The organism is Tessaracoccus sp. MC1627 (assembly GCF_014164725.1).
GTDB lineage: Bacteria > Actinomycetota > Actinomycetes > Propionibacteriales > Propionibacteriaceae > Arachnia.
The window spans coordinates 883833-904819 of sequence record NZ_JACJGA010000001.1; the positions used below are offsets into that span (position 1 = coordinate 883833).

Below are 20987 nucleotides of genomic sequence, written 5' to 3' on the forward strand. Positions count from 1 at the left end.
CGCTCAGGCGCCGGCCTGCTCCCACGCCTCGACGAAGTCCGGGTGCTCCGCGGACACGACGGGGACGCTCAGGGTGACGCTCTGCCCGCCGTCGAACTGCACCGCGACCCGTGCGAGGCGCCCCACCAGCAGCTCGGAGGTGTTGAACGTGGTGTCCGCGCCGTCGAGGATGATGGTCTTGCCCTTGGGGATGTCCGCCGTGAAAGGCACGGCGTTGAGCTCACCGAACGAGCCATCCTCCAGCTCGGCGGCGTATCCGAGGCCGGCGACGCTGGCTGCCTCGTCGCGCGAAGCGATCCCGCCCAGGATCATTCCCGTGCCGTCGCCGTCGGTGACCACCATGAAGTTGCGCAACTTGAGCCCGCCCTCATCCACCTGGACCCCGGCCGCCGGCGGTGCGGCGTACTCCCATTGGCCCGCGGTGCACCCGCTCACCGAGACGGCGAGCGCGACGGTGGCGACGAGGGCCGCGGTGCGGCGCAGGGTCTTGCTCATGTGTCCTCCGGCTGTGGGGCGTGGCTAGGCACATCCTAACCGGATCCGGGCTGTGTGTACCACGAAGCATCCAGCGCGGGGCCCCGGGGTGGGGTAAGAATCGCCGTCTGGGTGGGTGGCGGCGGCCCTGCTAGAATTGAGTTCTGGGAAAGGGGTCATTGAATGACTTTTTCGATCGGTGAAACGGTGGTCTACCCAAATCATGGGACTGCTGTCATTGAAGACATCGAGAACAAGACCATCAAAGGCGAGGACAAGTTGTACTTGGTCCTCCGCGTCATCGGACAAAACGACCTGGTGATCAGCGTGCCGGCGTGCAACCTGGATCTGGTTGGTGTGCGGGACGTGGTCGACGCTGATGGTTTGGAAAAGGTGTTCGCGGTGCTTCGCGCCGAGCACACCGAGGAGCCGTCCAACTGGTCCCGCCGCTTCAAGGCCAACATGGAGAAGCTGCACTCCGGCAACGTGATCAAGGTCTCCGAGGTTGTCCGGGATCTGTGGCGTCGAGACCGCGACAAGGGTCTCTCCGCCGGCGAGAAGCGGATGCTGGCGAAGGCCCGCTCCATCCTGATCGCCGAGCTCGCGCTCGCCGAGCAGGTCAACGAGGACAGGGCCGAGGTCATGCTCGACGAGGTCCTCGCCTCCTGAATCCAGAAGTGTCACATCTTGATACGCCGGTCGTCGCCGTTGTGGTGGCGGCCGGTTCTGGTTCCCGGCTGGGCGCAGCCCAGCCGAAGGCCCTCGTAGAGCTGGAGGGCGTCACCCTGGTCCGCCGTTCCGTGGACGCCCTGGCAGCAGGGGGAGTCGAGCAGGTCGTCGTCACCGTCCCCCACGGCCTCGAACCGGAGTTCCGTACCGCGCTGGACGGGGCCGCCGTGCCCACCACCTGCGTCGAGGGGGGCTCAACCCGGCAGGACTCCGTACGGATCGGGCTGGCCGCCATCACCGCGCCGGACCGGGCCGTCGTCCTCGTCCACGACGCGGCCCGCGCCCTCATCCCGCCCACCGTCGTGCGGGCCGTGGCGTCGGCCGTGGCCGGCGGCGCGGAGGTGGCCATCCCCGTGCTGCCTGTGGTGGACTCCATCCGCCGGATCGACGGGGCCTCGTCGCAGGTGGTGGACCGGGCCCCGCTGCGAGCGGTGCAGACACCCCAGGGGGCGCGGTTCGGCGCGCTGCGGCGGGCCCACGACCTCCTGCTGGCCGAGGCGCTCGAGGTCACCGACGACGCCGCCGCCTGCGAACACGCCGGCCTCAGCGTCACGCTCGTCGACGGGCACCGGGACGCGTTGAAGATCACCGAACCCGTGGACCTGGTGCTGGCCCGAGCCATCCTGGCCGCTCGGGATCACTCACACTAAGGGGCAGCAACGATGAATCGAGTGGGGATCGGCACGGACGTGCACCGGCTGGAGCCGGGGGTGCCCCTCTGGGTGGCCGGCGTGCACTTCCCCGACGAAGCCTCCGGCCTGGCCGGTCACTCCGACGGCGACGTCGCCGCCCACGCGGCGTGCGACGCGCTGCTCAGCGCCGCCGGGATGGGCGACCTCGGAAGCAACTACGGCACCGCCGAGCCGGAGTGGGCGGGCGCCAGCGGCGTAGCCTTCCTCACCGAGACCGCCCGGCGCGTCCGCGCGGCCGGCTACGCCATCGGAAACGTGGCCGTCCAGGTGATCGGCAACCGGCCCAAGCTCGCACCGCGCCGTGCGGAGGCGGAGCGCGTGCTCAGCGCCGCCGTCGGAGCCCCGGTGACCGTCAGCGCCACCACCACCGACGGGCTCGGCCTCACCGGCCGGGGCGAGGGTGTCGCGGCCATCGCGGTGGCCACGGTCGTCGCGGAGGACTGACGTCGCGGGTGCGCTAGGTTGCTGATACCTGAAGAGGAAGGGCTGCGATGAGCCGTCGTGCGCGTTGCTGGATGCTGATCGCCGCCGTCGCGACGATGCTGTGGTGGCCCTCAGCCGCCCTCGCGCAGGACGGTGAGGCGGCCGCCGAGGTCGCGGGCGTGGTTGCTGCCGACGGGACTCTGCGCGTCACGCAGACCCTCACCTTCGACGCGCCCCTCGACGAGCTCACCCAGGTGCTGGCGCTCACCCGAAGCATCGACTCCTCCCACTTCCACCGGTACCGCATCAGCAACATCTCGGCCACTGTCGCGGGCGAGGCGGTGGACCTCGCCACCACCACCACCGCCACCCAGGTGGAGATCCGGATGGCCGTCGACGGTGCCGGCCCTCTCATCCTCGCCTACGACGTCCACGGCGCCACCCGCACCGAGCAGGGCCAGGACGGCGCCCTCACGATGCTCCAATGGCCCCTGATTCAGGGCCTTCCGGTGGCGCTCAGCCAGGTGGCAGGAGTGGTCGAGGGGCCGGCGCTCCCGGACATGATCGGCTGCGAGGCCGGCCCCCGCGGCAGCGTCGGCCGGTGCGCGGCGCTCGGCGGCGGCACGTTCGCCCAGCCGGATGCGGCGTTCCAGGACGGTCCCCGAGACGCGGGCGACGAGGTGGTGCTCAGCGTCGCCTACCCCGCGGATGAGGTGGCAGCTACGGCGGACCTCCAGGAGCGGTGGAGCCTGGATCGCGCGTTCACCGTCTCCTGGCCGACGGTGCTCGCGGCCCTCGGCGCCGCCCTTCTCGGGGGCGCGCTGCTGCTCCTGCTGCATCGCCGCGCCGGCCGCGACCTCGCCCCTTCCGCGGCCCACGCCATCGGATCGTTCGCGCCGGTCGGGCCCGGCGAGTCAGTGTTCCGGGTGGCGGAGGGCGTGCGCCCCGGGCACGTGGGCACGGTCGCCGACGAGCGGGTGGACCCGATCGACGTCACGGCCACCCTCGTTGACCTCGCCGTCCGCGGGCACCTGCTCATCACGGAGCTGCCGCGGCCCAGCCACGGGCTGCTGGACTGGACGATCGAGCGCACCGAGGCCCCCGTCGACGAGCTGGCCCGGTTCGAGCAGGAGCTGCTCGACGCCGTCGCTCCCGTAGGCGAGCGGACTCTGGTGTCGCGGCTGAGCGGTCGCCTCGCCGATCGGATCGTCGGCATCCAGGACGCACTGTACGACGACGTGGTGGCACGGGGCTGGTTCGAGCAGAGGCCGGACTCCACCCGGTCGTCGTGGCGCACCCGCGGGTACGTCGTGCTCGGGCTGGCCTTCCTGGCCGCCGTGGTGCTGGTGGCGTTCACGACCCTCGGCCTGATGGCGCTGGTGCTGGTGTCGGTGGGGGCCGCGGTGGTGTGGGTGGCGGACCGGATGCCGCGCCGCACCGCTGCGGGCACCGCCCTCCTCGACGGTCTCGGGGCCCTGTCCGCGCTGTTGGCCACGCACACCACCGCCGAGATGCCGCGCGGCCGCGAGCTCCAGGAGATCTCGCGGCTGCTCGGCTACACCGTCGTGCTGGGCGGCAAGGAGCGCTGGCTCGAGGCCATGGTGGCCGCCGACGACGACGACACCGTCCCGGATCCTGCCGTGCTCAGCTGGTACCACGCGCCCGGCACCTGGCACCTCCAGGACCTCCCCGCATCCATGACGCAGTTCATCCACACGGTGCAGGGCGCGTTGTACTCACGCTGAGGCGTGCGCCTCAGAGCTCGAAGCCCGGGTACAGCGGCCGCATCGACAGCAGGCGCTCGGCCTCGGCCAACGACGTACTGCGGGCGTCGTCGGTGAGGACGTACTTCGCCTTGCTCGGGTCGCCCGCGGCGGTGGTGGTCGGCGTGGTGGACTTCAGGACGCCGGAGATCATGTCCGCCACCGCATCCATGTCCGAGGCGGTGAAGCCGCGCGACGTCAGCGCGGGGGTGCCGAGCCGGACGCCGGTGGTGTACCAGGCGCCGTTGGGATCGTTGGGCACCGCGTTGCGGTTGGTGACGATGCCGCTCTCCAGCAGCGCGGACTCCGCCTGGCGGCCGGTCAGCCCGAAGGAGCGCACGTCCATCAGCACGATGTGGTTGTCCGTGCCTCCCGTGACCAGGGTCACGCCGCGCCGGAGCAGGCCCTCGGCCAGCGCCTTGGCGTTGTCGGCGACGTTCTGCGCATAGGTCTGGAACTCCGCGGTGCGGGCCTCGGCCAGCGCCACCGCCTTCGCAGCCATGACGTGGGACAGCGGGCCGCCGAGGACGAGCGGGCAGCCGCGGTCCACCGACGGGGCGAACTCCTTGGTGGCCAGCACCATACCGCCGCGCGGGCCGCGCAGGGACTTGTGCGTAGTGGTGGTCACCACATGCGCGTGCGGCACCGGATCCTCGTCGCCGGTGAACACCTTGCCGGCCACCAGACCCGCGAAGTGGGCCATGTCCACCATCAGCACGGCACCCACCTCGTCGGCGATCTCGCGCATTGTGGCGAAGTTCACGCGCCGCGGGTAGGCGGAGTAGCCGGCCACCAGGATCAGGGGCTTGAACTCGCGGGCCTGGGCGGCGAGGGCGTCGTAGTCCAGCAGCTGCGTCTCGGGATCCGTCCCGTAGGAGCGCTGGTGGAACATCTTGCCCGACACGTTGGGGCGGAAGCCGTGCGTGAGGTGGCCGCCGGCGTCGAGCGACATGCCGAGCAGTCGCTGGTCGCCGAAGCGGCGCCGCAGCGTCTCCCAGTCCGCCTCGGACAGGTCGGCCACGCCCTTGGCGCCGAACTCGGCCAGGCCCGGGGCCTCGACCTTGTTGGCCAGGATGGCCCAGTAGGCCACCAGGTTCGCGTCGATGCCCGAGTGCGGCTGCACGTAGGCGTATTCGGCGCCGAACAGCTCGCGGGCGTGCTCGGCCGCAACGGCCTCAACCGTGTCCACGTTCTGGCAGCCGGCGTAGAAGCGGTGCCCGACGGTGCCCTCGGCGTACTTGTCGCTCAGCCAGGTGCCCATGGTGGCGAGCACCGGAAGACTGGCGTAGTTCTCCGACGCGATGAGCTTCAGCGACGCGCGCTGGTCGGTGAGCTCCTGCCGCGTCGCCTGCGCGATGCGGGGCTCCACCTGCTCGATCATGCCCAACAGGGTCTGGTAGGCCGAAGAGATCGACTCGAGATCGCTCACAGTTCTCCTTGAGTGTGCGGTGTGGGTACCAATCTAGTCGCCCCGTCGCCTGGGGGCATTTTTCACCGTTGGCGGCTGGACATCACTCCGACGGGGTGATCCCGGAGCGCTGCTGGGTCACCTCGTACAGCGCGATGGAGGCGGCGACGGAGGCGTTGAGCGACTCCACCGAGCCTGCGATCGGGATGGAGACCAGTGCGTCGCAGTTCTCGCGCACCAGGCGCGCCAAGCCCTCGTCCTCGGAGCCCACCACGATCACCACGGGCCCGTCGAGGCCGGGCGCGCCGGAGACGGGCACCTCACCCTCGCCGGCGAGCCCGATGATGGTGAAGCCCATCTTGGACGCCTGCTGCAGGGCTCGGTTGAGGTTGGTGGCCATTGCGATCGGCAGCCTTGCGGCGGCCCCGGCGGAGGTCTTCCACGCCGCGGCCGTCATGGAGGCAGAGCGTCGCGAGGGGATGATGATTCCCTGCGCGCCGAACGCCGCCGCGGATCGCACGATCGCCCCGAGGTTGCGCGGATCCGTGATGCCGTCGAGAGCCACGACGATGCCGTCCAGCTCCAGCGCGTCCGCCAGCACATCCTCGGCGTCGGCGTACTCGTAGGCGGGCAGCTGCACCGCGACGCCCTGGTGCACCAGACCGCCGGTGACCCGGTCCAGCTCGGCTCGGGTGACCTGAAGCAGGGGCAGGCCGTGCTCAGCGGTGAACTTGAGGATGTCGCGGAGACGGTCGTCGCGCTCCGCGCCCTCCGCGACGAAGGCCTGCTTCACCGGCAGGCCGGCCGTGAGAGCCTCGAAGACGGGGTTGCGCCCCACCACCCAGTCCGCCCCGACGGGGTTCTTCGTGGTCTGGGGACGTCCCTGCCCGGCGCGCTGCGCGGCCTGCTTGGACTTGTAGGCCTTGTGGTAGGGCCGGTCCTCGGCCTTCGGTGTGGGCCCGCGACCCTCGAGGCCGCGCCGGACGCGCCCACCCGATCCGGCGGTCTTGTTCTTGCCCTTGCTGGTCGCGCCGCGGCGCGATGAGTTGCCTGCCATCTACTTCTTCTCCAAGCTCCACCGGGGGCCGGTGGGGGTGTCTGTGATCACGAGGCCGAGGCCTGCGAGGGTGTCGCGGATGGCGTCCGCGGCGGCCCAGTTCTTGTCCGCCCGGGCCTGCGCGCGCTGCCCGAGGAGGGCCGCGACGAGGCCGTCGACGACTGGGGTGAGGTCGTCGTGTGACGTCTGGCCCGCCCATTCGTCGGCGTCGGGGTGGATCCCGAAGACGTTCAGCATCGAATCGACGACGGCGGCGTACAGCCGCGCCTTCTCGTGATCCCCGTCGGCGATCGCCTGGTTGCCGACACGGATGGCCTCGAACAGGGCGGCGGTAGCGGCCGGCGTGCCGAGGTCGTCGTCCATCGCCCTGTCGAACGCTTCGTACTGGGGGACCTGCAGTGGTGCGTAGGCGAAGAATCCGACGTCGCGGAGGGGCTTGACGCGCCCGACGAAGGAGTCGATACGCGCGATGGCCTTCTCCGCCTCCGTCAGCGACCCGCGGGTGCCCTCGTCGGCGGGCGAGAACTCGATGGTGGAGCGGTAGTGCGGGGCGAGCAGGAAGAAGCGCACGGCGCGCGGGTTGTAGATCCTGGTCACCTCGGAGACCAGCGCGGTGTTGCCGAGCGACTTGCTCATCTTCTCGCCGGCCATGGTGACCCAGGCGTTGTGCATCCAATAGCGGGCGAAGCCCTTGCCCGCCGCGGCGGACTGCGCCAGCTCGTTCTCGTGGTGCGGGAAGCGGAGGTCGACGCCGCCGCCGTGGATGTCGAAGGTGTCGCCGAGGTACTTCCCGGCCATCGCCGAGCATTCGAGGTGCCATCCGGGACGGCCGCGACCCCAGGGCGAGGGCCAGGACGCCGTCGCCGGCTCGCCCTCCTTGTGTCCCTTCCAGAGGGCGAAGTCTCGCGGGTCGCGCTTGCCGCGCGGATCCGCGTCTGCCGCGGGCTCCATCTCGTCGACCTTCATCCCGGACAGCTCGCCGTAGCGGGGCCAGGACTTCACGTCGAAGTAGACGTCGCCGGACCCGTCCGGCGCCGCGTAGGCGTGGCCGCGCTCGATGAGGGTCTCGGTGAGCTCGATCATCTCCGGAATGTGGCCGGTGGCGCGGGGCTCGTACGTGGGGGGTTTGCAGCCCAGTGAGGCGTAGGCGTCGTGGAGTTCGCGCTCGAAGTGGTAGGCGTGGGCGAACCACTCCACGCCGGCCTCGGCGGACTTGGCGAGGATCTTGTCGTCGATGTCCGTGACGTTGGCCACAACAGAGACCTCGAGGCCCGTATGTTCCAGCCATCGGCGCAGGACGTCGAAGACGACCTCCTTGCGGATGTGCCCCAGGTGCGGCGACGCCTGGACGGTGAGCCCGCAGTGGTAGATCGACACCTTGCCCTCGGCGAGGGGAACGAACGCGCGCACTGAGCGGGTCGCGGTGTCATAGAGCTTGAGGGTCACAGGAGCAGAGTCTACTGGGCAGCCCGCGGATTCGCCGCTCAGAGGTGATTGAAACATGTACTATCCTGGGCTGGTGACTCTCAACGTATCGATCTGGTCAGACATCGCCTGCCCCTGGTGCTACATCGGCAAGCGCCGCTTCGAAACCGCGCTGGGCCGGTTTCCGCAGCGCGATCAGGTGGTGGTCCAGTGGCGCAGCTACCAGCTCGATCCGGGCCTCCCCGAGCACGACCATCGCACCGAGGTGGAGTACCTCGTGGCATCGAAGGGCCTGCCCGCCAGCAGCGTGGAGGCGATGATCGCCCACGTCTCCGAGCAGGCTGCCGGCGAGGGGCTCACCTACGACTTCGACAGCCTCGTCGTCGCCAACTCCCGCCGCGCGCACCGCGTGCTGCAGGCCGCCAAGCGGGCCGACGCCGTCGACGGTGGCGCCCGCACCGACCGGCTGAAGGAGTCGCTGCTGTCGGCCCACTTCGAGGGGGGCGTAAACATCGGGGACACCGAGGTGCTGGGCGGGCTGGCCGCCGCGGCGGGGCTGGCCGAGGAGGAGGCGCGCGCCGCCGTCGACTCCATGGATCTCGACGCCGCGGTGGACCGCGACATCGCAGAGGCGGCCGCCATCGGCGTGCGCGGAGTGCCGTTCTTCGTCTTCGACGACAAGTACGGGGTCTCCGGCGCACAGCCTCCTGAAGTGTTCCTCCAGGCGCTCGAGGTGTCATGGTCTGAGCGGGTGCCCGGGTTGATCACGATCGACGGCTCCGGAGAGGCCTGCGGTCCTGACGGCTGCGCGTGACGGCCGCTCGACGCCGGTGGTCTACTTGACCCATGTCGAAAGCGCGCGAGGAACGGCTCCGTCACCACTGGGACGAGGGAGCCGAACACTTCGACGACAAGATCGCGCCCCTTGAGCGCCGGTTTCTGGCCGGGAGCCGGGCCTGGGTGGCGGAGCGTGCGGCCGGCCAGGTGCTGGAGGTCGCGGTGGGGACGGGGCTCAACCTGCCCTACTACAGCCGCGACATCACACTCTCCGCGATCGAGCTGAGCCCCGGGATGTTGGCGGTGGCCGAGCGCAGGATCGACCGTCTCGGGCTCACCGTCGAGGCGCAGGTCGGGGACGGCCAGGAACTGCCGTTCGACGGCGGGTCCTTCGATGCCGTCGTGTGCACCTACTCGCTGTGCGGCTTCGCGGACCACCGGCGCGGGGTCGAGGAGATGGTGCGGGTGCTTCGCCCCGGAGGCAGCCTCCTGCTCGCCGACCACGTGGGCTCCACCAATCCCGTGCTCCGCGCCGGGCAATGGCTTCTCGAAGCCGTGACCATCCCGCTGCAGGGGGAGTACTTCACTCGCCGCCCGCGCCTGGTCGTCGAGGCGATGGGCCTGGAGGTGGTGGCGGCGGACCGGTTGCATCACGGCGTCATCGAGCGGGTCCACGCCCGCAAGCGCTAAGCCTTCTTGGGCTTCTTGGCGGCCTTGGCGCGCAGGGCGTTGATGTCGAACCCGGCTACCACCGGGATGTCGGGGTCGTTGGCGCCGTCCTCCCAGGGGTCGTAGGGCTTCTCGTCGTTGTCGTCGACGTAGCCGTGGGACGGGTCGTACTTGTTGGCGAGCTCGCCGCCCACCGGATCGATGTTGGCCATCTGCTCGTCAGGCAGCTGGGTCAGCACCTCCTGGATGTACCCGGCGGCCGCCTCGGTGGTGGGCACCTCACGGTTCTCGCGCTGCGACTGGTACCACCGGTAATCCAGCACCTCGTGGAAGAACTGGGCCGCGTCGCGCTTGGCGCGCAGGTCCGCGGGGATGCGCGTGACTGCCGGCTCGAAGACCTCGACGAGCCACTTGTGGGCGGCCACAGACTCGGGGGCGTGCGGGGCGTTCTTGGCGCGGAAGGTGTCCATGTCGTTGAGGAGGCGCCTGGCCTGGTGCTCCTCGGCATCGAGCCCCGTCAACCGCATGAGCCGACGGGTGTGATGCCCGGCCTCCACCACCTTCGGCCGCATCCGGATGGTCTGCCCGTCCGGCGAGGCGTCGACATCGATCTCGGCCACGTCGAAGCCGAGTGCGTTGAGGCGACGGACGCGACCCTCGAGGCGGTAGAGCTCCGAGCCGGCGAACTCCTCCTCGCCGGTCAGCTCCGCCCAGAGCTGCTGGTAGCGCTCCTCGATGGTGGCCACCAGCCACTGCGGGTCCAGTGAGGCGTCGAGGATGCCGCCGGCCTCAAGGTCCAGGAACTCGCCGAAGAGGTTGGTGCGGGCGATCTGCAGGTCGTGGGCGCGCTGCCCGTCGGTGAGTGTGTCGTGCAGCTCGCCGGTCTCGGCGTCGACGAGGTAGGCGGCGAACTCGCCGGCGTCGCGGCGGAAGAGGATGTTGGACAGCGACACGTCGCCCCAGTAGAAGCCGGTGAGGTGGAGGCGGGCGAACAGCGCCACCATGGCGTCCAGCAGCCGGTTGACCGTCTCGTGCTTGACGCCCGGATAGAACAGCGAGCGGTACGGCAGCGAGAAGGGAAGGTGCCGCGTCAGCAGGATGGGGTCCAACGGGTCACCGTCGGAGTCCACCCGGCCCAGGACCACGCCGACGGGGTCCACCGACGGCACTCCGAGGCGCTTGAGCTCGGTGAGCATGCGGTACTCCTGCACCGCCACCTCCTCCAGGATCTCCTTGGCCGCGAAGATCTCCTCCCCGACAGTGAGGAACCGCACCACATGGCGCGAGATGCCTCGAGGGAGGGCGACGAGGTGGCGCGCAGGCCACTCCACCAGCGGGACCTGCCAGGGCAGCTGGAGGAGGTCCGCGTCGGGCTTGGCAGCGAGGAACCGGGGCACGGGCCGAGTCTAATGCCCGCCGCGGCGGCTGTCGCTGCCCGAGCCCTCGGCGCGCTGCAACGCTTCCGCGACGACGGCCACCAGGTCCTCCTCGGCCTCGATGCCGACGCTCAACCGCAGCAGACCGCCGTCGATCCCCGCGGTCTCGCGCGCCTCGGCGGTCATGCCGGCGTGCGTCATGGTCTCCGGATGGCACACCAGCGATTCGACCCCGCCCAGGGACTCCGCCAGGTGGAAGATCTGCAGCCCGTCCAGGAAACGGTGCACCGCGTCCACTCCACCGGCCAGGTCCAGCGAGATCAACGAGCCGAAGCCGCTCTGCTGCCGCGCCGCGACCTCGTGGCCGGGATGCGAGGCGAGGCCGGGGTAGTGCAGCGCCGCGACAGCAGGGTGCCCGTCGAGCAGCCGCACCAGCGACTCCGCGTTGGCTGCGTGCACCCGCATGCGGGCGTCGAGCGTGCGGAGCCCGCGCAGCGTCAGGTAGGCGTCGAACGGGCTGGACGTGAGGCCCAGCGCGTTGGCCCACAGCCGCAGCTTGGCGTGCACCTCCGGGTCCGCCGCGACGGCCACGCCCCCCACCACATCGGAGTGGCCGTTGATGAACTTGGTGGTGGAGTGCACCACGATGTCCACGCCGTGGTCGAGCGGCCGCTGGAACAACGGCGACAGGAACGTGTTGTCCGCCGCCACCAGAGCCCCGACGGCGTGCGCGCTGGCGGCCGTCGCCGCGATGTCGGTGATCCGCAGGAGGGGGTTCGACGGCGTCTCGATCCACACCAGGGAGGGGGAGCGGTCGAGCGCCGCATCGAAGGCGTGCGCATCGTTGAAGTCCACGAACTCCACCTCGAAGCGGCCCTGCGAGGCCAGGAACGTGAACAGCCGCCACGTCCCGCCGTAGGCGTCGTGCTGGACGACGACGCGGCCGCCGGCGGGCACGAACGTTTCGGCCACCAGCGTGATGGCGGCCAGCCCGGTGGCGACGCTGGTGGCTCCGGCGCCGCCCTCCAGGGAAGTCAGCGCCTCGTTGAGAAGGTCCCGGGTGGGATTGCCGGAGCGAGTGTAGTCGTACTCGCGGGGCTCGTCGAAGCCGTGGAAGGTGAAGTTCGTGCTCAGGTACAGCGGGGGCACGACGGCACCATAGGCGCCGTCGGCACCCAGCCCCGCCCGCATGCCCCGGGTCCAGCGTCCAAGCTCAGCCATCAATCGCTCCTCTGTACAGACCCCTGCAAAATAGTGGAGCCCCGGCGAACCGGGGCTCCACTACAGAAGGATTTCGCTCTCAGGAGAGCGATCGCGCGCTCAGGAGAGGCGCTCCTCCGTCTTGTTGCTGAACACGTGGACGGCCTCAGGAGCCGCCGCGAGGCGGACGACCTCACCCTTGTGGGGTGCGGTGCGGGCGCCGACGCGGGCGACGAACTGCTGCTCGCTGACGATCTCGTCCTCGTGCGAGGAGGCGAGGGTGCCGTAGAGGAACGAGTCGGCGCCCAGCTCCTCGACGACGGCGATGTGGAGGCCGATGCCCTCCTCCGCGACGCGGAACGCCTCGGGGCGGATGCCGATGGTGAGGGTGTCCTCGCCGTTGGCGGCCTTGGCCAGGGTCTCGCGGGGCACGCGGACGACGTAGTCGCCAACCTGCACGCCGTCTTCGACGCGCTTGCCGGAGATCAGGTTCATGGCCGGCGAGCCGATGAAGCCGGCGACGAAGAGGTTCTTCGGCGCGTCGTACAAGGCCAGCGGGGTGTCGACCTGCTGCAGGTTGCCGTCCTTCATCACCGCGACGCGATCGCCCATCGTCATGGCCTCGACCTGGTCGTGGGTGACGTAGACGGTGGTGACGCCGAGGCGCTGCTGCAGGGCGGCGATCTGGGTGCGGGTGGAGACGCGGAGCTTGGCGTCGAGGTTCGACAGCGGCTCGTCCATGAGGAAGACCTGCGGCTGACGCACGATGGCGCGGCCCATGGCGACGCGCTGACGCTGGCCACCGGAGAGGGCCTTCGGCTTGCGGGAGAGGAAGTCCTCGAGGCCCAGGAGCTTGGCGGCTTCCTGGACTCGCTTTTCGCGGTCCGCCTTGGGCACGTTCTGCATCTTGAGCGCGAAGCCCATGTTGTCAGCGACGGTCATGTGCGGGTACAGGGCGTAGTTCTGGAAGACCATGGCGATGTCGCGGTCCTTCGGGGGAAGGTCAGTCACGTCGCGGTCGCCGATGTAGATGGAGCCGGAGTTGACCTCTTCGAGGCCGGCCAGCATGCGCAGGGAGGTCGACTTGCCACAGCCCGAAGGGCCGACAAGGACCATGAATTCGCCGTCCTCGATCTCGAGGTTCAGCTTGTTGACGGCGGGACGATCGGTCCCGGGGTAGACACGGGACGCGTCCCGGTAGCTAACTGTGGCCATAGCCATATTCCTTTCCACGGGCAGGTACGTGCCCGACGATCCGTTGTGGATAGGAACCTGTTTTCAGGTGTTCCTGAGGCGAGACTTTACACCCCACCCCCCGGGATTTCGAAGCCGGGGTGCAGAACTGGAACCCGCACTCGAGGGTTCCGCATCCGGTGCCGCGATGTGTGGTGAGGGCATCGGCGCCTGTCCACGTACCATTCAACGCGTGACTGATGAGCAGCCCCGCGACGACGCCGCGGTTGAACCGGGCGGCCCCGCCAGCCCGGACCAGCCCGCGCCGGAGGACGCAGAGCAGGCCTGGTGGGAGGCCGACGGCATGCCGTGGCGCAAGGAGCCCGGCCGCGACGACATCGCCTGCCTCGCCTGGTTCGGCGTGGTGGGCGTCTTCGGGTTGATCCTGCTCCCCACCCGGGCCTGGCTGCTGGCCACCGCGCCGGACTGGCTGGCGATGATCACCGGCGGCCGCACGTCCGTGGCGGCCAGCGGGGCGATCGCGTCGACGGGCGGGATGGCGCACTGGCCTGTGGTCCTGATCGTCGCCTCGATCCTCAGCCTGAAGTTCGACTGGATCTACTGGTGGGCCGGCAAGCTGTGGGGGCGCGGCATGATCGAAGTCTGGGCCGGGCAGTCCAAGCGCGCCGCACGCGGCTACGCACGCGCCGAGCGCTGGGCCGAGAAGCTGGGTCCGGTGGGTTTCCTCATCGCGTATTTTCCGATGCCGCTGCCTCTGATGCAGGTGGTGTTCGTGCTGGCCGGTGCATCGGGGATGAGCCTCCGACGGTTCCTCATCTACGACTACATCGCCTCGACGCTGTGGCTGATCGCGTTCTTCCTGACGGGCTGGCGCTTGGGTGACGCCGCGGTCGCGGTGCTCAACGCCTACGCCAGGTTCGCGGGCTACGTGGCGATCGGGCTGATCAGCTTCATCTTCGTGACCACCTACCTCAAGCAGCGACGAAAGGTACGTACGTCATGACAACGCAGCCGTACCGGCCCACCGGCGTCCGCTTCGGGGCCGCCTACTACCTCGAGTACCAGCCCACCGACGACCCGACCCGTGACCTGGACCTCATGCAGGCCGCCCACTTCACGGTCATCCGAGTGGGGGAGTCGACCTGGAGCACCTGGGAGCCGCGCAACGGCGAGTTCAATCTCGACTGGCTGCAGCCCGTCCTCGACGGCGCGCACGCGCGTGGCATCGGGGTCATCCTCGGCACCCCCACCTATGCGGCCCCACCGTGGCTGGCGCACGCCTACCCCGAGATCGCCGGCGAGCCGCGCACCGGGCAGCGCCAGCCCTGGGGCGCCCGCCAGGAGATCGACATCACCCACCCCGCGTTCCTGTTCCACGCGGAGCGTGTCATCCGGAAGGTCGTCGCCCGCTACGCGGACCACCCCGCCGTGATCGGCTACCAGGTGGACAACGAGCCCGGCGTCATCCAGCTCCACAACCACGCCACGTTCGTGCGTTTCCTGGAATGGCTCAAGAAGCGCTACCACAACGTCGAACGGCTCAACGAGGAGTGGGGCCTCACCTACTGGTCGCACCGCATCAACCACTGGGTCGAGCTGTGGCGGCCGGACGGCAACGCCCAGCCGCAGTACGACCTCGCCTGGCGCACGTTCCAGAACGAGTGCACCACAGAGTTCATCGCGTGGCAGCGCGACATCGTGCGCGAGTACGCGCGGGAGGACCAGTTCGTCACTACCTGCGTGGCCTTCGACAGGCCCACCATCGACGAGGCCCAGGTGAGCGCGGGCCTGGATGTCGCGGCGGCCAACGCCTACTACGCGATGCAGGATCACCTGGCGTGGGACTCCGAGTTGGAGCGCCCGGAGCCGTGGGTGCGCACCGGCGTGCACGGGCTGCTCGAGCTGGCGGACCGCTCCTACGGGCTGCAGCAGCGCCGGTTCCTCGTCACCGAGACCAACGCTCAGGCCATCCAGTGGGCCTCAGCCAACTATCCCGCCTATCCGGGCCAGCTCATCCAGGCGGGCCTGGCGCTGGTTGCCCGAGGAGCGGCGATGGTGGAGTACTGGCATTGGCACACCCTCCACTTCGGCACCGAGACCTACTGGGGCGGCGTCCTGCCCCACTCGCAGGTGCCCGGGCGGGTCTACCGCGAGGTGGCGGAGCTGGGCGGCATCCTGTCGGCGGTGGGGGAGCACCTCGACAGTTACGTGCCGGACGCCGAGGTGGCCATCCTGTGGGACACGGCCACCAAGCAGCACTACGAGTTCACGCCGCCGCTGAACGACGACGGCGGGACGCCGCGCCCGACGGCCTATCACGACATCGTCGGCGCCTTCCAGCGCGGCGCCGTCGACGCCGGGGCCCAGGTGCGGTTCCTCCACACCGAGCAGTTCCGTGCAATGTCGGCGGCGGACCTGGTGGAGCAGTACCCGGTGCTGGTGGCCGCGTCGCAGTTCGTGGCGAGCGGTCACGACCTGGCGCGAATGGCGCGCTACGCGGAGATGGGCGGCACGCTCGTCGTCGGGCCCCGCACCGGCTACGGAGACCTGGAGGCCCGCGCCCGGCTGGCGGTGGCGCCGTACCGGCTTCGAGAGGCCGCGGGCCTCACCTATGAGGAGTTCTCGAACCTCGACGCGCCGCTTCCGCTGGTGGCCGAGGGGATGGCGCTGTCCGAGGGTGCCAGCGGCACGCTGTGGCTGGACGGCTACCTGCCCACTGACGCCGAGGTGCTCGCACGCTACGACCACCGCCGGTTCGGCGAGTTCGCGGCCGTGACCCGCCGTCGGCACGGCGAGGGACAGGTGGTCTGCGTGGGCACGGTGCCCAACCCGGCCCTCGCCGCGGACGTCGTCCGGTTACTCGTCGCGTCGCCCGTCTCGGCAGCCTGGGTGCGAGACGCGTCGGTCTCCGTCATGTCCGGACGCTCCGACGGGCGGCGTATCTGGTTCCTGCACAACTGGAGCGACGAACCCGCCGCCGCGACAGTCCCGTCCCCGGTGGTTGACCTGGTCAGCGGGGCCAGGCACGCCGCAGACCAGAGCCTCGCACTCGGCCCCTGGTCCTGCCTGGTGCTGGCCGATCCGGCCTGAGTGGGGTCAGGCCCTGGAGCAGAGCGCGACGAGGAAGTCCGACCGCTCCGTGAAGGGCCGCAGGTCCCACGTGGACAGCGCGACGTCCAGCCGTAGCCCGGCGGCATCGACGTCGGCGAAGAAGTCCGCGAACTCGTAGCCGCGGCCCCCGCCGAAGCCGATGATCGCGCGTCCCTCCGGTGCCAGGTGCGTGCCGAAGCGGCGCAGCACCTCCACGCGCGTCGACGGCGCCAGGAAGCCCATCACGTTGCCGGCGGCGATGATGACGTCGAAGTCCGCCTCGACGCCCGCGGCCGGGAGATCCAGCTCGGCGAGGTCACCGACCACCCAGGTGGGTCCGGGGTGGTCCGTCTCCGCGGCCTCGATGAGGGCTGGGTCCACGTCCACGCCCACCACCACGTGGCCCAGCGCGCTCAGGCGGCCACCGACGCGCCCGGGGCCGCAGCCGGCATCCAGGATGCGGGACCCGCGCGGCACCATGGCGTCGACCGTCCGGACCTCCCCGGCCAGGTCATGGCCGGCCGCTTCCATGATCTTGAAGCGCTCGATGTAGCGCTGGGAGTGATCAGGGTCTGCCGCGATGATGCGCGCCCACTTGCTGGGTTCAGTCATGGGGTCATTCTTGTCCCGAGTGCCCCCGGGTCACAAAGTGGAGCCTCCTGAGGGAGTCGAACCCTCGACCACTCGCTTACAAGGCGAGAGCTCTGGCCGCTGAGCTAAGGAGGCAGGCGCCCCTATTCTGCCGTGAGGGGTGGGTGTCCGCGCAAGCTAGGCCCCCGACGCGGCGACGAACAGCTGGCCCTTGCCGGTGACCGTCACCTGTTCGTCGGCGGGGATGAACACGGCGTCTCCAGACTCGACGCGCTGCGGCTCCCCGTCGCCGTGGAGGGTGAACGCGCCTGAGGTGGCCAGCGCGATCCGGCCCGAATCCGGACGGGGGAGCGCCAGGGCGCCCTCGTCACACGGGGCCAGCAGCCACAGCTCGAACTCAGGGAACGACGTGGGGTAGAGGTAGATGCCGTCGCCCCCGGCCGGCACCAGGATCTCCGGGACCATCGGCTCGAAGCCCACCACCTGCAGCAGTCCATCGACGTCGATGTGCTTGGCGGTGAGGCCGCCGCGCATCACGTTGTCCGAGTTGGCCATGATCTCCACGCCGGTGCCGCGCAGGTAGGCGTGCATCACGCCGGCCTCGAGGGCCACGGCCTCGCCGGGCTGCAGCGCGAAGCGGTTCATCAGCAGCGCCGCCAGGATGCCCGGATCACCGGGGAAGTGCTCGTCCAGCTCGACCGCGGTGCGGGCGAACTCGCCCAGGCTCGCCGGCGCGTGCAGGCGTTCGACCGCGGCCGCGAGCACCACATCCACGAGATAGCGCCGCTCGGCCAGCGACAGCACGTCGAGGAACACCTCCTGCAGCGCCGGTGCGTCGCGGCGGTCCCGCAACGGCCCGATGACTGAGGCGAGCTCGTCGGCCACCCCGAGGCCCTCGAAGAGGCCTGCGGTTTCCACGGGATCCCGGAAGCCCAGCAGGCCCTCGAAGGGGGTGAGGGCCACGATGGCCTCCGGCTTGGGCCAGTCGTCCTTGAAGGAGCGCACCGGATCCGCGGGATGGAGACCCTGGAGGGATTCGCGCGCGTAGCCCACCTCGGCCTGCTCGCGCGACGGGTGCGCCTGCAGGCTGAGCGGCGAGGACGCGGACAGGATCTTCAACAGGAACGGCAGGCGGGCCCCGAACTGCGTCTCGGTGGCGCTCCCCAGGACGTGCGGCTCGTCCTGGACGAGATCCGCGAGCGCCCGCCCGTCGTCGAGGAACGCGTGCCCGCCCGGGTGGGTGCCCAGCCAGTACTCGGCCCACGGGCGCCCATCCGGGTCCCTACGGAGGATCGCGGGGATCTCGGTATGGCTTCCCCAGGCGAAGTGCTGGACGTGGCCGGTGAGTCGGCGCATGGCGATGGAGTCCTTGAGGTGTGGGGGCCAGGGTGCCCTCGACTGTACCGCGCACGCTGGGTCGACGGGGTGCCCAGCGGTCGCCGGCTAATGACACTGATGTGATTCGGGTTTAGACTGGGCGCCATGTCTGAAGCCTTCACCGTCAGCGCACCGGCCGAGTTGTCGGACCGTGACGCCGCGATCCTGGACTTCGAGGACCGATGGTTCACCTCGGCGGTGCCGAAGGAGCAGGCCATCATGGAGCACTTCAACCTGTCGTCGGCCCGCTACTACCAGCACCTCAACGTGCTCATCGACACCCCCGAGGCCTTGGCCTATCGGCCGCTCCTGGTGAAGCGTCTGCGCCGGATGCGCGGCCAGCGTCACGCCGCCCGCTCGGCCCGCCGGCTCAACGGCTGATCAGCCTCCGCAGCCCCAGCCTCAGCGGCATCGGCGGATTGCTGCGGTAGCCACCCTTGAGCAGGTCCGCCTGTACCTCGAAGTGATTGGCGCTGGCCCGGTCTCCGGTGCGCACCATGGACCACGCCACCGCCATCGCGTAGAGCGGCAGGAACGGCAGCCCCAGGCAGTAGGCGTACTGCCAGGCGTGGCCGTCCTCGTGCTCCATCAGCGTGGGCGTCGAGGCCTCCACCTCCTCCAGGCTCCGGCGGGGCACCAGCACCACCGACCCGATCGTCATGGCGCCGGCGTTGGTGATCGGCAGCCGCACCCGGTCCGCGACGATCAGATGGTCGCGGAGACGGAGCCGGGACCGACCCGCCAGCGCGACGACGAGGCCGAGCGGGGTGGACAGGTTGGCCAGGTTGGCGGCGTTGCGGAGGAGCCGCGGCAGATCAGTCGTCGGCCGCCGCTGTCGTCGAGAGCTGCGCGTCACAGGCCGAGCCTAACCTCCACTTCCGGCGACGAGAGCGCCTCGCAGCCACGAAATTCTTTGCACTCTCTTGTGTCGAGTGCTAATAATGGGGTTAGCACTCTCACGCTTTGAGTGCTACCGAACTGTGGTGAGGCTTAGCCGTCCGTCGCGGGCACCGCGGTTCACCCGACACTGCACACTCGGGGCTCCGGCCCCACTTGACGGGAGGACTCCCGAAACACCATGGCAAAGCTGATTGAGTTCAATGAGGAAGCGCGCCGCGCCCTCGAGCGTGGCATGAACACGCTGGCCGACGCGGTCAAGGTGACGCTCGGCCCCAAGGGTCGCAACGTCGTCCTGGAGAAGAAGTGGGGCGCCCCCACGATCACCAACGATGGCGTGTCCATCGCCAAGGAGATCGAGCTGGAGGACCCGTACGAGCGCATCGGCGCCGAGCTGGTCAAGGAGGTCGCCAAGAAGACTGACGACGTCGCCGGCGACGGCACCACCACCGCCACCGTCGTGGCACAGGCGATGGTCCGCGAGGGCCTCCGCAACGTCTCGGCCGGGGCGAACCCGATGAGCCTGAAGAAGGGCATCGAGACCGCTGTGGCCGCCATCGTCGCTGAGCTGGCCAACATGGCCATCGACGTCGAGACCAAGGAGCAGATCGCCGCAACGGCCTCGATCTCCGCCGCCGACGCCACCGTTGGCGAGATCATCGCCGAGGCGATGGACAAGGTCGGCAAGGAGGGCGTGATCACGGTCGAGGAGTCCAACACCTTCGGCCTGGACCTTGAGCTCACCGAGGGCATGCGCTTCGACAAGGGCTACATCTCGCCCTACTTCGTCACCGACGCCGAGCGCATGGAAGCCACCCTGGATGATCCCTACATCCTGCTCGCCAACTCCAAGATCTCCTCGCTGAAGGACCTCCTGCCGGTCCTGGAGAAGGTCATGCAGTCCGGCAAGCCCCTGCTGGTCATCGCCGAGGACGTCGAGGGTGAGGCCCTCGCAGGCCTGATCGTCAACAAGATCCGCGGCACCTTCAAGTCCATCGCGGTCAAGGCCCCCGGCTTCGGAGACCGCCGCAAGGCCATGCTGACCGACATCGCCATCCTCACCGGCGCCGAGGTCATCAGCGAGGAGGTCGGCCTGTCCCTGGACGCCGTCACCCTGGATCTCCTGGGCTCGGCTCGTTCCGTGCTGGTCACCAAGGACGAGTGCACGATCATCGAGGGCGCCGGCGAGTCCGCGCAGATCGAGGGTCGCGTCACGCAGATCCGTCGCGAGATCGAGAACTCCGATTCCGAGTACGACCGTGAGAAGCTGCAGGAGCGCCTCGCCAAGCTGGCCGGCGGCGTTGCCGTCATCAAGGTCGGCGCGGCCACCGAGGTGGAGCTCAAGGAGCGCAAGCACCGCATCGAAGACGCCGTCCGCAACGCAAAGGCCGCCGTCGAGGAGGGCATCGTGCCTGGTGGTGGCGTCGCGCTGCTGCAGGCGTCGAAGTCCGCCAAGGTCGAGGGCCTTGAGGGCGACGAGGCTGTCGGCGCGCAGATCGTCTTCAAGGCGGCCTCGGCCCCACTGAAGCAGATCGCGTTCAATGCCGGGCTCGAGGGCGGCGTGGTGGCTGAGAAGGTCGCACACCTGCCCGTGGGTCAGGGCCTCGACGCGGCCACCGGCGAATACGTCGACATGGTCGCGGCCGGCATCATCGACCCGGCCAAGGTCACCCGCTCGGCGCTGCAGAACGCGGCGTCCATCGCGGCGCTGTTCCTCACCACCGAGGCGGTCATCGCCGACAAGCCGGAGAAGGCCCCCGCGGGCGGCGCCGGCGGCGGCATGGACGAGATGGGCGGCATGGGCGGCTTCTGAGCCAACCCGTCGCACAGACATACCAGGAGGGC

The 20987-nt window shown here is 69.8% G+C and carries 20 protein-coding genes and 1 tRNA gene; 10 read left to right on the plus strand and 11 right to left on the minus strand.

Annotation, left to right across the window (positions count from 1 at the left end; translation table 11 throughout):
* Window positions 1-3: 3 nt before the first annotated feature.
* Window positions 4-495 (minus strand): hypothetical protein, encoded by a 492-nt coding sequence (locus H5399_RS04005; RefSeq protein ID WP_182781699.1) that lies wholly within the window; start codon window positions 493-495, stop codon window positions 4-6.
* Window positions 496-657: 162 nt separating this feature from the next.
* Between H5399_RS04005 and H5399_RS04010 the strand changes: the two genes are divergently transcribed.
* From H5399_RS04010 to H5399_RS04025, 4 genes are read left to right on the plus strand one after another with little or no spacing between them, the layout of a single operon-like run.
* A complete protein-coding gene (locus H5399_RS04010) occupies window positions 658-1143 on the plus strand; it encodes a CarD family transcriptional regulator (protein ID WP_182781700.1) in 486 nt (161 codons plus the stop codon).
* A gap of 8 nt (window positions 1144-1151) precedes the next feature.
* Window positions 1152-1853: a 2-C-methyl-D-erythritol 4-phosphate cytidylyltransferase gene (ispD, locus tag H5399_RS04015; protein WP_220489035.1), complete on the plus strand. Its 702-nt coding sequence runs from the start codon at window positions 1152-1154 to the stop codon at window positions 1851-1853.
* 12 nt (window positions 1854-1865) lie between these two features.
* Window positions 1866-2339, plus strand: coding sequence for a 2-C-methyl-D-erythritol 2,4-cyclodiphosphate synthase (ispF, locus tag H5399_RS04020; protein ID WP_182781701.1), 474 nt, complete (start codon window positions 1866-1868; stop codon window positions 2337-2339).
* Between the two features lie 47 nt (window positions 2340-2386).
* A complete protein-coding gene (locus H5399_RS04025; RefSeq protein ID WP_182781702.1) occupies window positions 2387-4063 on the plus strand; it encodes a DUF2207 domain-containing protein in 1677 nt (558 codons plus the stop codon).
* A 10-nt stretch (window positions 4064-4073) separates the two neighbouring features.
* Here the strand turns inward: H5399_RS04025 and H5399_RS04030 are convergent, their stop codons facing one another.
* The 3 genes from H5399_RS04030 to cysS form a co-directional block, all read right to left on the minus strand.
* Window positions 4074-5510 carry a glycine hydroxymethyltransferase gene (locus H5399_RS04030; RefSeq protein WP_370585675.1) on the minus strand — a complete coding sequence of 479 codons (1437 nt, stop codon included), beginning with the start codon at window positions 5508-5510 and terminating at the stop codon, window positions 4074-4076.
* Window positions 5511-5592: 82 nt separating this feature from the next.
* Entirely contained in the window at window positions 5593-6546 is a 954-nt protein-coding gene (gene rlmB / locus H5399_RS04035) for a 23S rRNA (guanosine(2251)-2'-O)-methyltransferase RlmB (protein ID WP_182781703.1), read from the minus strand.
* Window positions 6547-8034, minus strand: a complete 1488-nt coding sequence (gene cysS, locus H5399_RS04040) for a cysteine--tRNA ligase (protein WP_370585685.1) — start codon at window positions 8032-8034, stop codon at window positions 6547-6549. It abuts the gene before it with no gap.
* A gap of 31 nt (window positions 8035-8065) precedes the next feature.
* Here cysS and H5399_RS04045 point away from each other — a divergent pair, with 31 nt between their 5' ends.
* Both H5399_RS04045 and H5399_RS04050 read left to right on the plus strand, forming a co-directional pair.
* A complete protein-coding gene (locus tag H5399_RS04045; protein WP_220490765.1) occupies window positions 8066-8785 on the plus strand; it encodes a DsbA family oxidoreductase in 720 nt (239 codons plus the stop codon).
* Window positions 8786-8817: 32 nt separating this feature from the next.
* On the plus strand, window positions 8818-9438 hold the full coding sequence (locus tag H5399_RS04050) for a class I SAM-dependent methyltransferase (RefSeq protein ID WP_182781706.1): 621 nt from the start codon (window positions 8818-8820) through the stop codon (window positions 9436-9438).
* Here H5399_RS04050 and H5399_RS04055 read toward each other — a convergent pair.
* The 3 genes from H5399_RS04055 to H5399_RS04065 all read right to left on the minus strand — a co-directional run bounded on the left by H5399_RS04055 (window position 9435) and on the right by H5399_RS04065 (window position 13208).
* The gene (locus H5399_RS04055) at window positions 9435-10814 is read right to left on the minus strand and encodes a DUF4032 domain-containing protein (RefSeq protein ID WP_182781707.1); all 1380 of its coding nucleotides are present in this window, start codon (window positions 10812-10814) and stop codon (window positions 9435-9437) included. The two genes, H5399_RS04050 and H5399_RS04055, sit on opposite strands and share 4 nt — an antisense overlap.
* A 9-nt stretch (window positions 10815-10823) precedes the next feature.
* A complete protein-coding gene (gene metB / locus H5399_RS04060; protein WP_182781708.1) occupies window positions 10824-12014 on the minus strand; it encodes a cystathionine gamma-synthase in 1191 nt (396 codons plus the stop codon).
* A gap of 99 nt (window positions 12015-12113) precedes the next feature.
* Window positions 12114-13208, minus strand: coding sequence for an ABC transporter ATP-binding protein (locus H5399_RS04065; protein WP_182781709.1), 1095 nt, complete (start codon window positions 13206-13208; stop codon window positions 12114-12116).
* Window positions 13209-13419: 211 nt separating this feature from the next.
* Between H5399_RS04065 and H5399_RS17875 the strand changes: the two genes are divergently transcribed.
* Entirely contained in the window at window positions 13420-14190 is a 771-nt protein-coding gene (locus H5399_RS17875; RefSeq protein WP_370585676.1) for a DedA family protein, read from the plus strand.
* A complete protein-coding gene (locus tag H5399_RS04075) occupies window positions 14187-16277 on the plus strand; it encodes a beta-galactosidase (RefSeq protein ID WP_182781711.1) in 2091 nt (696 codons plus the stop codon). Before H5399_RS17875 ends, H5399_RS04075 begins: the two co-directional genes overlap by 4 nt.
* A 6-nt stretch (window positions 16278-16283) precedes the next feature.
* Here H5399_RS04075 and H5399_RS04080 read toward each other — a convergent pair whose 3' ends face one another.
* The 3 genes from H5399_RS04080 to manA all read right to left on the minus strand — a co-directional run bounded on the left by H5399_RS04080 (window position 16284) and on the right by manA (window position 18224).
* Window positions 16284-16889, minus strand: coding sequence for a trans-aconitate 2-methyltransferase (locus H5399_RS04080; RefSeq protein ID WP_182781712.1), 606 nt, complete (start codon window positions 16887-16889; stop codon window positions 16284-16286).
* Between the two features lie 38 nt (window positions 16890-16927).
* Window positions 16928-17003, minus strand: a tRNA-Thr gene (locus tag H5399_RS04085).
* Between the two features lie 42 nt (window positions 17004-17045).
* Window positions 17046-18224 carry a mannose-6-phosphate isomerase, class I gene (manA, locus tag H5399_RS04090; RefSeq protein WP_182781713.1) on the minus strand — a complete coding sequence of 393 codons (1179 nt, stop codon included), beginning with the start codon at window positions 18222-18224 and terminating at the stop codon, window positions 17046-17048.
* 126 nt (window positions 18225-18350) lie between these two features.
* On the opposite strand from manA, the gene H5399_RS04095 reads away from it, so the two are divergent.
* Window positions 18351-18626, plus strand: a complete 276-nt coding sequence (locus H5399_RS04095; RefSeq protein WP_182781714.1) for a DUF3263 domain-containing protein — start codon at window positions 18351-18353, stop codon at window positions 18624-18626.
* Here H5399_RS04095 and H5399_RS04100 read toward each other — a convergent pair.
* The gene (locus H5399_RS04100; RefSeq protein ID WP_220489032.1) at window positions 18616-19101 is read right to left on the minus strand and encodes a hypothetical protein; all 486 of its coding nucleotides are present in this window, start codon (window positions 19099-19101) and stop codon (window positions 18616-18618) included. The genes H5399_RS04095 and H5399_RS04100 overlap by 11 nt on opposite strands.
* A gap of 222 nt (window positions 19102-19323) precedes the next feature.
* On the opposite strand from H5399_RS04100, the gene groL reads away from it, so the two are divergent.
* Window positions 19324-20955, plus strand: coding sequence for a chaperonin GroEL (groL, locus tag H5399_RS04105; RefSeq protein ID WP_182781715.1), 1632 nt, complete (start codon window positions 19324-19326; stop codon window positions 20953-20955).
* The last annotated feature ends 32 nt before the right edge of the window (window positions 20956-20987 follow it).

What these genes read in the sequence shown, in the direction of transcription:
- H5399_RS04005 (WP_182781699.1), bottom strand. Translation starts at nt 495, where the DNA reads ATGAGCAAGACCCTGCGCCGCACCGCGGCCCTCGTCGCCACCGTCGCG.
- H5399_RS04010 (WP_182781700.1), top strand. Translation starts at nt 658, where the DNA reads ATGACTTTTTCGATCGGTGAAACGGTGGTCTACCCAAATCATGGGACT.
- ispF (WP_182781701.1), top strand. Translation starts at nt 1,866, where the DNA reads ATGAATCGAGTGGGGATCGGCACGGACGTGCACCGGCTGGAGCCGGGG.
- H5399_RS04025 (WP_182781702.1), top strand. Translation starts at nt 2,387, where the DNA reads ATGAGCCGTCGTGCGCGTTGCTGGATGCTGATCGCCGCCGTCGCGACG.
- rlmB (WP_182781703.1), bottom strand. Translation starts at nt 6,546, where the DNA reads ATGGCAGGCAACTCATCGCGCCGCGGCGCGACCAGCAAGGGCAAGAAC.
- H5399_RS04050 (WP_182781706.1), top strand. Translation starts at nt 8,818, where the DNA reads ATGTCGAAAGCGCGCGAGGAACGGCTCCGTCACCACTGGGACGAGGGA.
- metB (WP_182781708.1), bottom strand. Translation starts at nt 12,014, where the DNA reads ATGGCTGAGCTTGGACGCTGGACCCGGGGCATGCGGGCGGGGCTGGGT.
- H5399_RS04065 (WP_182781709.1), bottom strand. Translation starts at nt 13,208, where the DNA reads ATGGCCACAGTTAGCTACCGGGACGCGTCCCGTGTCTACCCCGGGACC.
- H5399_RS04075 (WP_182781711.1), top strand. Translation starts at nt 14,187, where the DNA reads ATGACAACGCAGCCGTACCGGCCCACCGGCGTCCGCTTCGGGGCCGCC.
- H5399_RS04080 (WP_182781712.1), bottom strand. Translation starts at nt 16,889, where the DNA reads ATGACTGAACCCAGCAAGTGGGCGCGCATCATCGCGGCAGACCCTGAT.
- manA (WP_182781713.1), bottom strand. Translation starts at nt 18,224, where the DNA reads ATGCGCCGACTCACCGGCCACGTCCAGCACTTCGCCTGGGGAAGCCAT.
- H5399_RS04095 (WP_182781714.1), top strand. Translation starts at nt 18,351, where the DNA reads ATGTCTGAAGCCTTCACCGTCAGCGCACCGGCCGAGTTGTCGGACCGT.
- groL (WP_182781715.1), top strand. Translation starts at nt 19,324, where the DNA reads ATGGCAAAGCTGATTGAGTTCAATGAGGAAGCGCGCCGCGCCCTCGAG.